Origin of the sequence: Streptomyces sp. 8N706 (genome assembly GCF_052245415.1) — a bacterium.
In the GTDB taxonomy this organism is placed as follows: domain Bacteria; phylum Actinomycetota; class Actinomycetes; order Streptomycetales; family Streptomycetaceae; genus Streptomyces.
Map to the genome: position 1 here is coordinate 33,924 of NZ_JBQQBW010000018.1, position 14,915 is coordinate 48,838.

14 protein-coding genes are annotated in these 14,915 nt (G+C 68.9%); 2 read left to right on the plus strand and 12 right to left on the minus strand.

Going from position 1 to position 14,915, the window contains the following annotated elements; all coding sequences use genetic code 11:
* Positions 1-261 precede the first annotated feature (261 nt).
* Positions 262-1,791 (plus strand): helix-turn-helix domain-containing protein, encoded by a 1,530-nt coding sequence (locus ACTWQE_RS09865; protein ID WP_443328473.1) that lies wholly within the window; start codon positions 262-264, stop codon positions 1,789-1,791.
* Between the two features lie 27 nt (positions 1,792-1,818).
* Here the strand turns inward: ACTWQE_RS09865 and ACTWQE_RS09870 are convergent, their stop codons facing one another.
* The 4 genes from ACTWQE_RS09870 to ACTWQE_RS09885 form a co-directional block, all read right to left on the minus strand.
* Positions 1,819-2,724 (minus strand): amino acid ABC transporter permease, encoded by a 906-nt coding sequence (locus tag ACTWQE_RS09870; protein ID WP_443328474.1) that lies wholly within the window; start codon positions 2,722-2,724, stop codon positions 1,819-1,821.
* Entirely contained in the window at positions 2,721-3,386 is a 666-nt protein-coding gene (locus ACTWQE_RS09875) for an amino acid ABC transporter permease (RefSeq protein ID WP_443328523.1), read from the minus strand. The genes ACTWQE_RS09870 and ACTWQE_RS09875 overlap by 4 nt, the downstream gene beginning before the upstream one ends.
* Before the next feature lie 91 nt (positions 3,387-3,477).
* Positions 3,478-4,311 (minus strand): glutamate ABC transporter substrate-binding protein, encoded by an 834-nt coding sequence (locus ACTWQE_RS09880; protein ID WP_443328475.1) that lies wholly within the window; start codon positions 4,309-4,311, stop codon positions 3,478-3,480.
* 69 nt (positions 4,312-4,380) lie between these two features.
* Positions 4,381-5,121: an amino acid ABC transporter ATP-binding protein gene (locus ACTWQE_RS09885; RefSeq protein ID WP_443328524.1), complete on the minus strand. Its 741-nt coding sequence runs from the start codon at positions 5,119-5,121 to the stop codon at positions 4,381-4,383.
* Positions 5,122-5,682: 561 nt separating this feature from the next.
* Here ACTWQE_RS09885 and ACTWQE_RS09890 point away from each other — a divergent pair.
* Positions 5,683-6,105, plus strand: a complete 423-nt coding sequence (locus tag ACTWQE_RS09890) for an ATP-binding protein (protein ID WP_443328476.1) — start codon at positions 5,683-5,685, stop codon at positions 6,103-6,105.
* Between the two features lie 180 nt (positions 6,106-6,285).
* Here ACTWQE_RS09890 and argF read toward each other — a convergent pair whose 3' ends face one another.
* The 8 genes from argF to ACTWQE_RS09930 all read right to left on the minus strand — a co-directional run bounded on the left by argF (position 6,286) and on the right by ACTWQE_RS09930 (position 14,567).
* Complete coding sequence (gene argF, locus ACTWQE_RS09895; RefSeq protein WP_443328477.1) at positions 6,286-7,293, minus strand: ornithine carbamoyltransferase; 1,008 nt, start codon at positions 7,291-7,293, stop codon at positions 6,286-6,288.
* Positions 7,294-7,489: 196 nt separating this feature from the next.
* Positions 7,490-8,716 (minus strand): arginine deiminase, encoded by a 1,227-nt coding sequence (locus tag ACTWQE_RS09900; protein ID WP_443328478.1) that lies wholly within the window; start codon positions 8,714-8,716, stop codon positions 7,490-7,492.
* Between the two features lie 59 nt (positions 8,717-8,775).
* Positions 8,776-10,497, minus strand: coding sequence for an acyl-CoA dehydrogenase family protein (locus ACTWQE_RS09905; protein WP_443328479.1), 1,722 nt, complete (start codon positions 10,495-10,497; stop codon positions 8,776-8,778).
* 36 nt (positions 10,498-10,533) lie between these two features.
* Positions 10,534-11,085, minus strand: coding sequence for a PadR family transcriptional regulator (locus tag ACTWQE_RS09910; RefSeq protein WP_443328480.1), 552 nt, complete (start codon positions 11,083-11,085; stop codon positions 10,534-10,536).
* Positions 11,086-11,486: 401 nt separating this feature from the next.
* A complete protein-coding gene (gene mmuM, locus ACTWQE_RS09915) occupies positions 11,487-12,404 on the minus strand; it encodes a homocysteine S-methyltransferase (RefSeq protein ID WP_443328481.1) in 918 nt (305 codons plus the stop codon).
* Between the two features lie 162 nt (positions 12,405-12,566).
* Positions 12,567-13,487, minus strand: a complete 921-nt coding sequence (locus ACTWQE_RS09920) for an LLM class F420-dependent oxidoreductase (RefSeq protein WP_443328482.1) — start codon at positions 13,485-13,487, stop codon at positions 12,567-12,569.
* Between the two features lie 115 nt (positions 13,488-13,602).
* Positions 13,603-14,079, minus strand: coding sequence for a DUF6099 family protein (locus ACTWQE_RS09925; protein WP_443328483.1), 477 nt, complete (start codon positions 14,077-14,079; stop codon positions 13,603-13,605).
* Between the two features lie 170 nt (positions 14,080-14,249).
* On the minus strand, positions 14,250-14,567 hold the full coding sequence (locus ACTWQE_RS09930; protein ID WP_443328484.1) for a nucleotide pyrophosphohydrolase: 318 nt from the start codon (positions 14,565-14,567) through the stop codon (positions 14,250-14,252).
* Between the last annotated feature and the right edge of the window lie 348 nt (positions 14,568-14,915).

The window sequence follows — 14,915 nt, forward strand, 5'->3', positions numbered from 1 at the left end:
GCGCCCCGAGGGATGAGTTTGCCGGAGGCCGAGCCGCGGCATCACCGCTGCTGCGGCCGCCCGCCCGGCCACGTCCGGCGGGCTGCCGCAGCGGCCCGAAAGGCCGGATTCCGCGCCTCGATGCACTATGTGGGTGGAGAGGTGCGCGCACCGCTCCCCCGGGCGGTGGCCCCGTACGAGCTGGAACGGGCCTGACCGTGGCGAGGCTCGCCAGCGGAGGCCACAGCAACCTCATCTCATATGCGAGATATCATCACCCGCATGGCAGACGATTACCTCGTACGCATCGGCAAGCTCATCCGTGACGCTCGCCAGCACAGAGGCTGGACGCAGGCAGAGCTGGCGGAGGCGCTCGGCACCAGCCAGAGCGCGGTGAACCGTATCGAGCGCGGCAACCAGAACATCAGCCTTGAGATGATTGCCCGCATCGGCGAGGCCCTCGACAGCGAGATCGTCTCCCTGGGATACGCGGGCCCCATGCATCTGCGCGTCGTCGGCGGCCGCCGTCTGTCCGGCAGTATCGACGTCAAGACCAGCAAGAACGCGTGCGTGGCCCTGCTCTGCGCCTCGCTCCTCAACTCGGGGCGTACGACCCTCCGGCGGGTCGCACGGATCGAGGAGGTGTACCGGATCCTGGAGGTGCTGGGCAGCATCGGCGTCCGCGCCCGCTGGATCAACGGCGGCAGCGATCTGGAACTCGTCCCGCCGGCCCGGCTCGACCTCGACTCGATGGACACGGAGGCGGCGCGCAGGACCCGTAGCGTCATCATGTTCCTGGGACCGCTACTGCACCGGACGGACCGCTTCCGGCTTCCGTACGCGGGCGGCTGCGACCTGGGCACTCGGACCGTACAACCGCATATGACCGCGCTGCGGCACTTCGGGCTGGAGGTCACGGCGACCGAGGGGACGTACCACGCCCGGGTCGACCGGGGCGTCTCCCCCGGCCGCCCGATCGTCCTGACCGAGCGCGGCGACACGGTGACCGAGAACGCGCTGCTGGCGGCCGCCCGGTACGACGGCGTCACCGTGATCCGCAACGCCAGCTCCAACTACATGGTCCAGGACCTGTGTTTCTTCCTGGAGCAGCTGGGCGTCAAGGTCCAGGGGATCGGTACGACGACGCTGACCGTGCATGGCGTACCGCAGATCGACCGCGATGTGGACTACGCGCCGTCCGAGGACCCGGTGGAGGCGATGAGCCTGGTCGCCGCGGCCGTGATAACGGAGTCGGAGCTGACGATCCGCCGCGTGCCCGTCGAGTTCATGGAGATCGAACTGGCCGTGCTGGAGGAGATGGGCCTCGACCACGAACGCGGCGTGGAGTACGCGGCGAACAACGGGCGCACCCGGCTGGTCGATCTGACCGTACGGCCGTCGAAGCTGCGGGCACCGATCGACAAGATCCACCCCATGCCGTTCCCCGGGCTGAACATCGACAATGTGCCCTTCTTCGCCGCCATCGCGGCGACGGCACAGGGCTCGTCGCTGGTCCACGACTGGGTCTACGACAACCGCGCGATCTATCTCACCGACCTCAACCGCCTGGGCGCCGGGGTGAAGCTGCTCGACCCGCACCGGCTGCTGGTCGAAGGTCCGACGCGCTGGCGGGCGGCGGAGATGATGTGCCCGCCGGCGCTCCGCCCCGCGGTCGTGGTGCTGCTGGCGATGATGGCGGCCGAGGGCACATCGGTGCTGCGCAACGTCTATGTGATCAACCGGGGGTACGAGGACCTGGCGGAACGGCTGAACTCGGTCGGCGCGCAGATCGAGATCTTCCGCGACATCTGACGTCTTCGCAGTTCAGGGGCTCCTTCATCACTTCTTCTCGTCGGTCGGGCCGATGTGCTCGCCCGGCGTCGCGAGTTCCTCGACCGCGCCTGCGGTGACCACCGCGCCAGTGGACTTCCTGCCGCGACGCAGCCTGCCCTCCAGCCAGCCCGCGAAGGTGGTGAGTGCGAAGTTCAGCAGGACGAACATGACGGCGACGACGGTGAAGCTGGCGATGGTGTTCGCACCGTAGTTCGCGCTCATCGGGCGGACCGATGCCAGCAGTTCGGAGAAGCCGAGCAGCGCCCCACCGAGGGCGGTGTCCTTCACGATGACCACCATCTGGCTGACGATCGCGGGGAGCATCGCGGTGACCGACTGCGGCAGCAGTACGTTCCGCATGATCTGCCCCTTGCGCATGCCGATCGCCTTGGCCGCGTCGGTCTGACCTGAGGGCAGGGAGAGGATGCCGGCCCGCACCACCTCGGCGAGCACCGAAGCGTTGTAGAGGACGAGACCGGTGACCACGGCGTACAGCGGCCGGGTGTCAGGGCTGATGTCGGTGTACTCGGCGTACGTCGCGTTGGCGAAGAACATCAGGATGAGCACGGGGATGGCGCGGAAGAACTCCACGACGGTGCCGCCCACGCCGCGCACCCACCAGTGGTCGGAGAGCCGGGCGATGCCGAAGAACGCTCCGAGAGGCAGCGCGATGACCATGGCGAGGGAGGCGCTCTTCAGCGTGTTCCAGAGCCCTGGCCAGAGGTATGTCGACCAGGCGCGGGAGTCGGTGAAGAACGGCTTCCACTTGACCCATTCGAGCTGGTTCTTGTCGGCGAGACTCTGGACCACCCACCAGATGAGCGCCGCGAGGGCGACGAGGAACACCACCGTGTAGAGGACGTTCCGCCGCTTGGCGCGGGGGCCCGGGGCGTCGTACAGGACGGAGGTCATCGCTTCACCGCCACCTTCTTGCTCACCCAGCCGAGGATCAGACCGGTCGGGAGGGTGAGGCAGATGAATCCGAGCGCGAAGATGGCGGAGATAAGGACGAGCTGAGCCTCGTTCTCGATCATCGTCCGCATCAGCGACGCGGCCTCGGCGACACCGATTGCGGCCGCCACCGTGGTGTTCTTGGTCAGCGCGATCAGCACACTCGCCAGCGGCCCCACCACCGAGCGGAAGGCCTGCGGAAGGATGATCAGCCGCAGCACCTGGGTGAAGTTCAGGCCGACGGCGCGCGCCGCCTCCATCTGGCCGACGGGGACCGTGTTGATGCCGGACCTCAGTGCCTCGCAGACGAAGGCGGAGGTGTAGACGGTCAGGCCGAGCACGGCGAGCCTGAAGTTGATGGTCTCGAAGTCGTCGGCGCCGAGCCTGACGCCGAGCGTCTGGAAGAGGCCGAGCGAGGTGAAGACGATGATCACCGTCAGAGGAATGTTCCTCACGACGTTGACATAACCGGTGCCGAAGGCGCGCATCAGGGGCACCGGGCTGACCCTCATGGCAGCCAGGAGCGTTCCCCAGATCAGGGAACCGATGGCGGAGTAGACGGTGAGCTGTACCGTCACCCAGAAGGCCCCCCACAGGTCGTAACCCTCAAGAAAGTCGAACACGATCTCCCGCACTTCCGCGTGTGTGGACGGGGTGGCGCGCCGCCTTGGTGGGCGGCGCGCCGGTAGTGCTCTGTGTTGCAGCCGCAGTGCTTCAGCTGACGACGTTGCCGATCTTGGGGGCGGGCTCGTTCTTGTAGTTGGCCTCACCGAAGTTGGCCTTCACGGCCTTGTCCCACGAGCCGTCCGCCACCATCTTCTCCAGGGCCGTGTTGATCCTGTTCTGCAGTTCGCTGCCCTTCTTGACGCCGATGCCGTAGTTCTCATTGCTCAGCTTGTAGCCGCCGAGCTTGAACTTGCCCTTGAACTCCGGCTGCGCGGCATAACCGGCGAGGATGGCGTCGTCGGTGGTCAGTGCGTCGATGACCTTGTTCTCCAGGCCGGTCAGGCACTCCGAGTAGCCGCCGTACTCCTGCAGCTGGGCCTTCGGCGCAAGCTCCGTCTTGACGTTCTGCGCGGAAGTCGACCCGGTGACCGAGCAGAGCTTCTTGTTGTTCAGGTCCGCGGGCTTGGTGACGGAGTTGTCGTCCGCCCGGACCAGGATGTCCTGGTGTGCCAGGAAGTAGGGACCGGCGAAGTCGACCTTCTGCTGACGCTCCGGGGTCATCGAGTAGGAGGCCGCGATGAAGTCGACGTCGCCACGCTGGAGCAGCGTCTCGCGGTCGGCGCTCTTGGCTTCCTTCCACTCGATGTCGCCGGGCTGGTAACCGAGCTGCCTGGCGACGTACGTGGCGACGTCGACGTCGAAGCCGGTGTACTTGCCGTCCGGAGTCTTCAGGCCGATGCCCGGCTGGTCGTACTTGATACCGACCGTGACCTTGTTGCCGCCGCCCGTACCGCCGTCGCCTCCGTCATCGCCGCAGGCCGAGGCGGTCAGGGACAGCGCGACCGCAGCGGCGGCCGCAATGGAGACCTTACGGAGTTTCATGGTGAACTTCCCTAGGGATTGACGTGTGGAGATTGATCTACCGAGCGGGACGGGTGCACAGCGTCGGGCTCAGTGGTGAAGGATCTTCGACAGGAAGTCCTTGGCGCGGTCGCTGTTCGGATTGCTGAAGAACTGGTCCGGCGTCGTCTGCTCCACGATCCGTCCGTCCGCCATGAACACGACACGGTTGGCGGCCGAACGGGCGAATCCCATCTCGTGGGTGACGACGACCATGGTCATTCCGTCGCGGGCGAGCTGCTGCATCACCTCCAGCACCTCATTGATCATCTCGGGGTCGAGCGCCGAGGTCGGCTCGTCGAAGAGCATGATCTTCGGATCCATGGCCAGAGCTCTGGCGATCGCCACGCGCTGCTGCTGGCCGCCGGAGAGCTGCGCGGGGTACTTGTCCGCCTGCGAGGCGACGCCCACCCGGTCGAGGAGCGAGCGCGCCCGCTCCACGGCCGCCTTCTTGTCCTTCTTGCGGACCTTGACCTGGCCCAGCATCACGTTCTCCAGCACGGTCTTGTGCGCGAAGAGGTTGAAGGACTGGAAGACCATGCCCACATCGGCCCGCAGACGGGCCAGCTCACGGCCCTCCGCGGGGAGCGGCCTGCCGTCGATGGCGATCCCGCCCGAGTCGATGGTCTCCAAGCGGTTGATGACACGGCACAGCGTGGACTTTCCGCCCCCGGAGGGCCCGATGACGACGACAACCTCGCCACGGGAAATGGTCATGTTGATGTCCTGGAGCACATGCAGCGTGCCGAAGTGCTTGTTGACCTTGTCCAGCACGACCAGGGCGTTCTCCATGCCCGGTACGGCATCTTCCTTGGTCACTGATACTCCGCTCATCGGCTCCTTACTCCGTCCTCCTCGAGTCGGTCCGCACACTGACGGCCGAGCACGAAGCGAGTGCCGCGGCGGGGAAGCCGAGGCCAGGAACGAGGACTGACCGAGGCGTCCCGTACCTCCCACGGGATGGAGCGGCGCCCGCTCGATCCGAAAGAATGCAGCGCTATGTCAACATTTTGGCCCTCATGGAGTGGTATGTGAGCCCGCCACGCTGAAAATGAGCTGGTCCGGGAGTCCCGCAATGGCGCGGGCGAGGGCTGCGGCACATCGGTGAGCTCGGTCTGTAGCGATGTCGTCGCCGTCGGTCATCCCACCCGCGCGGTCCGCTCGTATCGCTCATCGGTGACGGTCGTCACGAGTACGCGATAAGCACCGGATGAGGACCGCGGGACGAACGCCTTGTCCGGTTCGGGACCTCGGTCCCGCCGCCTCCGGCCGGGCGACCCCTGCCGGGCCGTATCCCGGGTTCCTACGGTGGAACGTCGCTGGATATGCCCCCGACCGGACCGGAACTATCGCGTGACCGACGCCGACACCCCCACCTTCTGGCGGATCGACCTGCCCCACACCACGGCAGCCGTCCCGCTGGCACGCGCGCTGATCCGCAGCGCGCTGGCGGAGCTGGACGAGCCCGCCGACCGCGACACCGCGGAGCTGCTCACCGCTGAGCTCGTGGCCAATGCCGTGAACCACACGCACGGGGACGAGCCGATCGAGCTGGTGGTGGAGCTGCTGGCGGGCGGGTGCCAGATCGAGGTGCACGACCGCAACCCGGCACCGCCCGGCGACCTCGCGGGCGCGCACTCGGACCCGTACGCCCTCGAGGAGCACGGACGCGGTCTGCTGCTGATCCGCGCCCTCAGCTCACGGGCCGGTTACCGGCCGACACCGCGGGGCAAGGCGGTCTGGTTCACCCTGCCGTCGCAGCGCCGGTCCCGCTGACCCGACGTCGGCCGGATCGCCCGCCCACGATCCCCGTACCCGGCGACCCGCGATGGCCTGCCCCGCGACCCGCACACCGCGACCTGCCACGACCCGCGGACCGGAACAGGCGGACCCGCGCATCCGCGGCCGACGGCCTGCTACCGGCGCCCGGCGAGATCCGCTCCGCGCGCCCGGGTCCTACTCCGGCCCGGCGAGCGTGGCGACGAGAACGGCCTTGATGGTGTGCATCCGGTTCTCGGCCTCGTCGAAGACGACGGAGTGCGCGGACTCGAAGACCTCGTCGGTGACCTCCAGCGAGCTCAGGCCGTGCCGCTCGTGGATTTCCCGGCCCACCTCCGTGCCGAGGTCGTGGAAGGCGGGGAGGCAGTGCAGGAACTTCACATCCGGCCGGCCGGTGGCGCGCAGCACGTCCATGGTCACGGCGTACGGGCCGAGCAGCTCGATCCGGTCGTCCCAGACCTCCTTGGGCTCGCCCATCGACACCCATACGTCGGTCGCGACGAAGTCCGCGCCCCGCACACCGTCGGCGACGTCCTCGGTGAGCGTGATGCGCGCGCCGCTGCCGGCCGCCAGTGCCCGGGCCCGCGCCACGATGCCGTCGTCCGGCCAGAGCGACTTCGGCGCGACGATCCGTACATCCATGCCGAGCAGCGCACCGGTGACGAGGTAGGAGTTCCCCATGTTGTACCGGGCGTCGCCGAGGTAGGCGTACGCGATCTCCCCGAGGGGCTTGTCGCTGTGCTCGGTCATGGTGAGCACATCGGCCAGCATCTGGGTGGGGTGCCACTCGTCGGTCAGCCCGTTGAAGACCGGGACCCCCGCGTACGCGGCGAGCTCCTCGACGATCTCCTGGCCGTGGCCGCGGTACTCGATGCCGTCGAACATCCGGCCGAGGACCCTGGCGGTGTCCTTCACCGACTCCTTGTGCCCGATCTGCGACCCGGCCGGGTCGAGATACGTCGTGGAGGCACCCTGGTCCGCCGCCGCGATCTCGAAGGCGCAGCGCGTCCGGGTCGAGGTCTTCTCGAAGATCAGGGCGATGTTCCGGCCCCGCAGCCTCGGGACCTCGGCGCCCGCCCGCTTGGCGGCCTTCAGCCGGGCGGCGAGCTCGAGGAGATGACGGAACTCCTCGGCGGTGAAGTCCAGCTCCTTGAGGAAGGGGCGGCCCGAGAGGTCTGTCGCCATGGGTAGGGCTCCTCGGTCACGACTGCGGGGATGGTTCGCTGGAAGTATATACGACACCCCGCATCTCTATACGGATCCCACCCCCGGTGCCCGGCCACCCGGCCCGGCCCCCGCCCGGCGCGACGATGCACCGTCGCCGTGGGACCCACCTGTGCGGCACGCCCGTACGGCATCCTCGACGCACTCCTGTACACGGCTATACGGCATCCCTCTCGAAAGGACAGCTCATACAGCGCGGCCCGCCCCGTCCGCGCCCCAGCTCGCTCCCCGGGATCGTCACCACCTCGATGCCCTGCTTGCGCAGGTACGTATTGGTGGTGGAGTTGCGCTCGTACGCCACCACCACGCCCGGTTCCACGGCGAGCACATTGCATCCGTCGTCCCACTGCTCGCGCTCCGCCGAGTGCACATCCTGGCGGGCGGTCAGCACCCGGATGTCGTCCAGGCCGAGCGCGGCGGCGATGGCCCGGTACATGTGCTCCGGCGGATGGTCGGTGACCTTGAGCTCCCGTTCGTTCGAGCCGGGCTCGATGGTGTACGAGCGGAGCATGCCCAGCCCCGCGTACTGGGTAAAGGTGTCCCCGTCGACCATCGTCATCACCGTGTCGAGGTGCATGAAGGCACGCCGCTTGGGCATGTCGAGCGCCACGATCGTGCGCGCCGAGCCGGCCGCGAAGAGGCCGCGGGCGAGCATCTCCACCGCCTGCGGGGTGGTCCGCTCGCTCATCCCGATCAGCACCGCGCCGTTGCCGATCACGAGCACATCGCCGCCCTCGATCGTCGAGGGATAGGCGCTCTGTCCCTCCGACCAGACGTGGAAGGCGCCGGACTGGTTGAACAGCGGGTGGTGCCGGTAGATCGCCTCGAAGTGCACCGTCTCGCGCTGCCGGGCCGGCCAGCGCATGGCGTTGATCGACACACCGTCGTAGACCCAGGCCGAGGTGTCCCGGGTGAAGAGGTGGTTGGGCAGCGGAGCGAGCAGAAAGTCGTCCAGATCCATGACATGGAAGCGGACGGAGGTCGGCTCGGCGTGGCGCTCCAGGAACTCCCGCTTCGTCATACCGCCGACGAGCGCCTCGACCAGGTCAGGGACGGGCAGTTCATCAAAGGCGGCCCGCAGATGGTCGGTGGCCAGCGGGCCGTACTCCTTCTCGTGGAAGACCCGGTCCAGCACGAGTTTGCGCGCCTCGGGGATCTCCAGGCAGTCGGCCAGCAGATCCCCGAAGAGGTGCACATCGATGCCCATGTCGCGCAGCACGTCGGCGAAACCGTCGTGTTCCTGGCGCGCCCGTCGTACCCACAGCAGATCGTCGAAGAGCAGCGTGTCCTTGTTGCTGGGGGTGAGCCGCTTCAGCTCCAGGTCCGGGCGGTGCAGGATGACACGGCGAAGCCGCCCGGCCTCGGAATCCACATGGAATGCCATCTCTCCATCCTGGCCGAGGCAGGCGGCCCGCGCGGCCCATGGGGCCTGTTTTCCGCGGCTCAGGGCCGCATCTCGTACGCGTCCGACAGCGCTTCGACGCGGGCCCAGACGCGGGCCGTGCGCTCGGAGTCGGTGACGGGCCGGCGGACCGCGCCGAGCGCCCACCGCTGCTGGGCGTCGGTCGCCGAGTCCTTGCCGTGCAGCTCGACCGCGTGCGCCGAGAAGTCACGGACGAGGATGCCGAACAGCTCGTCCAGCACATCGCGGTCGAGGCCGGTCAGCTCTGCCTGCTCCAGGATCAGCTGGCCGTGCACGACGAGCGCGAACAGCTGTCCGACGGCGAGAAGCAGATCGAGGTCCTTGGCCTGCTCCTCGTCGGGCGCGGCGGTGGTGACGAAGGTGCACAGGGCGTCGGCCTGCTCCCGGAGGCGGGCGACGTTGGGGACGTCCGCGTGGGCGTCGTAGGCGGCACGCCAGTCGTGGAAGCGGATGGCACCCAGGCCGCGGGCCGGGCCCTGACGGAAGAGGAACGCGTCGTCGGCCGCGTCGCGCCGGGTGGGGACCGGGGCGTACTCGGCGGGGGCGAGGAGGTAGTTCCCCATGAACTTCAGGATCAGGGCGAGGTTGACATGGACGGTTCCCTCCAGCTTCGGAAGGCCGCGGATCTCGGTGGCCGCCTGCGCGAAGTAGGTGTCCTTCTCGAAGCCCTTGGCGGCGATGACGTCCCACAGCAGGTCGATGACCTTCTCGCCCTCGGTGGTCACCTTCATCTTCGTCATCGGGTTGAAGAGGAGGTACCGGCGGTCCTCGGGCCCGGCGCTGCGGAAGTAGTCGACAGCGCGGTCGCTGAACAGCTTCATACCGACCAGGCGCACGTACGCGTCGGTCAACTCGCGGCGCACATGGGCGAAGTCGGTCACGCGGCGGCCGTAGAGGATGCGGTTGTGGGCGTGCGTCACGGCCTCGTACATCGCGTGCTCACAGATGCCGACGGCACCGGTGCACAGGTTGAACTTGCCGACGTTGACGGTGTTGAGGGCGGCGTCGAAGGCGGCGCGGCCGGTGTGCAGCACGTCCTCGGCCCGTACGGGGTACCGGTCGAGCCGGAACTCGCTGACGTACTTCGAGGAGTCGACGACGTTCTTGACCAGGTGGTAGTCGGGGTGACGGCTGTCGGCGGCGAAGAAGACATAGCCGTCCGGGCCCTCGATGTCGGAGCGGCGGCCGAAGACGGAGACCAGTCCGGCGGCGTTGCCGTTGCCGATGTAGTACTTGGAGCCGGTCGCATGGAAGCCGCCCTCCGCGTCCGGGGTCAGCACCATGTCAGTGCTGTAGATGTCGGCGCCGTGGGCCTTCTCGGAGAGGCCGAAGGCGAACACCTCGCCCTGCTCGAGGAGTTCGGCGGCACGAGCGCGGACCTCGGCGTTGCCGCTCTGCCAGACCGGCCCCAGACCCAGGATGGTGACCTGCCAGGCGTACCAGTAGTCCAGACCGTAGAACCCGAATATCTCGTTGAGAGCGGCGATACGGGAGGTGTCCCAGCGCTTGTCCTGGTGGCCGGGGGCGTCGGGGGCCGGGGTGAGGAAGGTCGCGAACAGGCCCTCCTTCTTCGAGAACGCGAGGAAGTCCTCGAGCCAGGCCCGGGAGCGGTAGTCCTCGATGAGCTGCCTCTTGCCACGCCCCTCGAACCAGTCGACCGTGGCGCGGAGCAGCCGGCGGGTCTCGGGGTCGAAGTGGGCGGGGTCATAGGTGCGCGGGTTGAAGAGCAGGGGGTCCGCCATGATGCGGGGCACCTTCCTGGAGGAGGGGTGAGGTGGTCAGTTCGTCGGGTCGCCGATACGGCGCAGGGTCGCGAGCACGTCGTCGAGCCAGGCGAGGGTCATCCGCTCGTACTCGATTCCGCCGCGCAGCACGACGTGCTGGAGCTCCTGGCCGGTGTCGAGCGCGCCGGAATCCGGGAAGTCGCGCCGCTCCCCCGCGAGATAGCGGGCGAGTCGCTCGGCGTGGACGGTGCGATGCCGCTCGACCTCGGCGATCAGGCCGGCGGGGTCGTCGAAGGCCGCTCCGCGGATCTTCACCGCCAGGTCGTGGCGGACGCTCTCGGGCTCCACCGGCTCGTGCAGCCAGTCCGAGAGGGCGGTACGGCCGGTGGTGGCGACGGAGTAGACCTTCTTGTCCGGCCGCCCGTCCTGGGGCACGTCGCGCACATCGATCCAGCCGTCGCCCTCCATGCGCTTGAGGACGCGGTAGATCTGCTGGTGGGTGGCGGTCCAGAAGTGGCCGATGGACCGGTCGAACCGCCGGGCCAGCTCGTAGCCGGACCCCGGCTGTTCCAGCAGGGAGACAAGGATCGCGTGCTCGAGTGCCATGCCCGGCATCCTGCTATGCAACTCGTTGCATAGGCAAGAGCGCGCGACGACGGTGAGACGTGGCTCACTCACCTGACGGGGCTCTCCCCGCCGCATCCCGGGAATGCGGCCCGGCCGGAACGCGGGTACGCGGCCCTATGAGGCCGTGATCGATGTACGGACAGATCGACAAGTCCACTTCCCGCACTTCCTGGTCACCGGCACACCCCGAGCATCGGGCCCTCAAGCGAGGACGAAAGGGGGCCGCTGACGGGACCGAATCCGACAGCCCCATCGGAGATTGCACCGGCGCCGGCCTCAGCCCGAAGGTGTACGCGCCCGGGGGCCCGTCGCCAGGCCGGCGAGCGTTTGTGCCCCACGTGCCGGACCCGCAGCGCTCCAGCCACCGACGCCCATTGCCGTTACTGCAGGCCGGTGGGCGGCACCACCCGGCGGGAGAGTGCGGCGATCGCGTCCGGGCCCACCCGGCAGCATCCGCCGATGAGCCGGGCGCCCGCGGCCTGCCAGTCCCCGGCCCGGGCCGGGTCGAAGGTGGCGCCGCCCCGCCAGCCTTGCCGCTCCGCGTCCCAGGTCTCCCCGCTGTTGGGGTAGACCACGACCGGTTTACCGGTCGTCTCGGCCGCGATGGCGACCGCCAGGTCCGCGTCGAGCGGATCACAGCAATTGACGCCGACCGCGATCACGTGGTCCGCGTGAGCCACGAGCTCCATGGCCTGTTCCAGCGGCTGCCCGGCGCGTGTCGTGCCTCCGGAAACGGTGTACGACAGCCAGACGGGCACCCCGGTCCCCTCGACGGCGCGGAGCAGCGCCTCCGCCTCATCGGTGTCCGGCACCGTTTCCAGTGCGAGCACATCGGGCCCGGCGGAGCAGAGCGCCTCGATACGGGGCCGGTGGAAGAGCTCCAGCTCACGCACGCTCAGCCCGTACCGCCCGCGGTACTCGCTGCCGTCGGCGAGCATCGCACCGTACGGCCCGACGGAGGCCGCCACCCATACGTCCTCGCGGCTCCCCGCCGCCTGCCGTGCCAGGCCGACGCTCCGCCGCAACAGGGCCGTGGCCTGCTCGCGCCCCAACCCTCGCCGGGCGAAGCCCTCGTACGTCGCCTGATAGCTGGCGGTGATCAGAACCCGCGCGCCTGCCCGTACATACGCCGCATGGGCCGCTGCGATCTGCTCGGGCGCGTCGGCCAGCAGCCGCGCCGACCAGAGTTCGTCCGACAGATCGCAGCCCTGGTCGGTGAGCTGGTTCGACAGCCCGCCATCGAGCACGACCGGGCCCTCGGCAAGAGCCGCGGCGAGCGGAGCGGCGGGGGCGGTCATCGTGGGCTCCTCGGGTCTCCCGACCAGTCGGGACGGGCCGGATGCCGGTCGGGGTCGGTGAGGTCAGGGTTGATGAGGTCGGGTCGGGTATCGGTGAGGTCAGGTTGATGAGGTCGGGTCCGTGAAGTCGGGTCGGGTCCGTGAGGTCAGAGGTCAGTCAGGTCAGGTGAGTTGGGACTGGACGTCGGACGAGATCACCTCCAGATGGTCGAGGTCGTCGAGGTCCAGGATCTGAAGGTAGATCCGGGAGGAACCGGCCTCGGTGTAGCGGCCGATCTTCTCGACGACCTCGGCGGGCGAGCCCGCGAGGCCGTTCTCCTTCAGCTCGTCCACCTCCCGGCCGATGGCAGCGGCGCGGCGCGCGACCTCCGCGTCGTTCTTGCCGACACAGGCCACCAGCGCGTTCGAGTACACCAGGTCGCCGCCGTCGCGGCCGATTTCCTCTGCGGCGGCCCGTACCCGTCCGAACTGCCGCTCGCTGTCGGCCACGGAGGCGAAGGGGATGTTGAACTCATCGGCGAATCGCGCCGCGAGCCGCGGTGTACGGGTCGTACCGTGCCCGCCGATCAGCACCGGCACCGTGGCCTGGGCCGGCTTCGGCAGCGCCGGGGAATCCTGAAGCCGGTAGTACGTCCCGTCGTAGCTGAACGTCCGGCCGGCCTCCGTCCGCCACAGCCCGGTGATGATATCCAGCTGCTCTTCCAGCCTCCCGAACTTCTCCTTGGGGAAGGGGATGCCGTAGGCCTTGTGCTCCTGCTCGAACCAACCGGCTCCCAGGCCGAGTTCGACGCGGCCGCCGGACATCTGGTCGACCTGGGCCACCTGGACGGCCAGCACACCGGGCAGCCGGAACGTCGCCGCGGTCATCAGCGTGCCGAGCCGGATCCGCCGGGTCTCACGGGCGAGTCCCGCAAGGGTGATCCAGGCGTCTGTGGGCCCGGGAAGGCCGGAGCCTCCCATGCTCAGATAGTGATCGGACCGGAAGAAGGCGTCGAACCCGAGATCCTCGGTGGCCTGGGCGACGGTCAGCAAGGTCTCATAGCTCGCCCCCTGCTGGGGCTCTGTGAAGATGCGAAGCTCCATATCCCCATCCTGCATGCTCGAGCGCCTGTCGACCCTCATCGGGCCATGGTGCCTCGCCCGGACCGTCCTGCGTCTGAGGACTCCCGGCATGGGGGCCGGCCGGCATCAGGACGTCTCACGACGGTTCCGCCGCCGAGTCGGGCTGCGAGCGCTCCCTCGCCGCCAGCCTCGCCAGCAGCCCCCGTACCCGGTCGTTGGATTCGTCCGTGGCGTCTATTGCCTCGATGCACTGCCAGTAGAGCGTCTCCTCGTCCGCCGAGCAGGCCACGCCGACGAGTGCTATCCCCACTTCTCCGAGCAGTCCGCCCAGCCCCAGCAGCACGCTCCGCGGATCCCGGAGCCCGGACAGCTGCGACGCCCGCACACCGCCGTCCCGCTGCCCCGGCGCATACAGCGCGCCGCACGCTCTGCCACCCGCCTCCTCCAGGCCGTGCGCCTCCGACCGGAGCTCCGCCGGTCCGTTGAGCGCCAGATGGCTGCCCACAGCTTGGGCCAGCGCCTGAGCCTGCCAGGCCTCGGCGACGATCTCCTCCGCCACCCGCGACTGCGCGAGGGCATGCCGGGTGGCACCGATCAACCGAACCGCGTCCATCCGCCCGTTCCCCTCGCCCCGTACCCCGCTCAGCGCGGCAACCGCCAGCCGTAGCCCTGCCACTACCCAGAGTGATACCGAACGGCCCGAAAAGCTAGGGGGATTCCGAAATCTGTGGACAACTGTTCCCTTGTTGATATCCCGGCCACTCCAAGGAGTGACGACAGGGTTCACTTTCCGGGTGGCGCGGGGAAGCGTTGCTCGTTTCTGTCGATCTTCGCCGAGAGCGCCGCGAGCGCGTCGATCCCCAACACCTCGCAGAACTGCAGCAGATACGCGAGGACGTCCGCGACCTCGTCCGCCACCCGGTGCGCCGACTCCGGGTCCTCCATCACCCGGGCCGACTCCTCCGGCGTCAGCCACTGGAAGATCTCCACCAGCTCCGAGGCCTCGACGCTCAGCGCCGCGGCCAGGTTCTTGGGCGTGTGGTACGGCTGCCAGTCGCGTACCGCCGCGAACTCGGCGAGCCGGCGCTGCAGCCTCCGCACGTCGTGACCGCTACCGGAGCCGGGCGCCTCGGCGCCTTCCGGGCCGGACGCAACGGTGGTCGGGGGGCGGTGCGCGCCCTCCGGGACGGGGTCAGGGTCCGTCGCAGGCCAGGGCGCAGGTGCGGTCACGGGGCCGGGCGACTGGGCTCCCTCGCTGCCGGGGGAAGGAGCGGTCGCAGGCCCGGGCCCCGGCGGTCCGGTCTGTTTCCGAGATCCGGCCTGCCCGGGAGATCCGGGCCCCGGCGCACCCCGGGGTCCGGGCCGGCTCCCGGGGCCCGCCCCCGGGACGTCCTCGCGTCCGGACCCGGGAGCGTTCCCGGATCCGGCGTCCGAGACGTCCTCGCGTCC

Coding starts and splice junctions, on each gene's coding strand:
- ACTWQE_RS09865 (WP_443328473.1), top strand. CDS start 262: ATGGCAGACGATTACCTCGTACGCATCGGCAAGCTCATCCGTGACGCT.
- ACTWQE_RS09870 (WP_443328474.1), bottom strand. CDS start 2,724: ATGACCTCCGTCCTGTACGACGCCCCGGGCCCCCGCGCCAAGCGGCGG.
- ACTWQE_RS09880 (WP_443328475.1), bottom strand. CDS start 4,311: ATGAAACTCCGTAAGGTCTCCATTGCGGCCGCCGCTGCGGTCGCGCTG.
- ACTWQE_RS09885 (WP_443328524.1), bottom strand. CDS start 5,121: ATGGAGAACGCCCTGGTCGTGCTGGACAAGGTCAACAAGCACTTCGGC.
- argF (WP_443328477.1), bottom strand. CDS start 7,293: ATGGCGACAGACCTCTCGGGCCGCCCCTTCCTCAAGGAGCTGGACTTC.
- ACTWQE_RS09900 (WP_443328478.1), bottom strand. CDS start 8,716: ATGGCATTCCATGTGGATTCCGAGGCCGGGCGGCTTCGCCGTGTCATC.
- ACTWQE_RS09905 (WP_443328479.1), bottom strand. CDS start 10,497: ATGGCGGACCCCCTGCTCTTCAACCCGCGCACCTATGACCCCGCCCAC.
- ACTWQE_RS09910 (WP_443328480.1), bottom strand. CDS start 11,085: ATGGCACTCGAGCACGCGATCCTTGTCTCCCTGCTGGAACAGCCGGGG.
- mmuM (WP_443328481.1), bottom strand. CDS start 12,404: ATGACCGCCCCCGCCGCTCCGCTCGCCGCGGCTCTTGCCGAGGGCCCG.
- ACTWQE_RS09920 (WP_443328482.1), bottom strand. CDS start 13,487: ATGGAGCTTCGCATCTTCACAGAGCCCCAGCAGGGGGCGAGCTATGAG.
- ACTWQE_RS09925 (WP_443328483.1), bottom strand. CDS start 14,079: ATGGACGCGGTTCGGTTGATCGGTGCCACCCGGCATGCCCTCGCGCAG.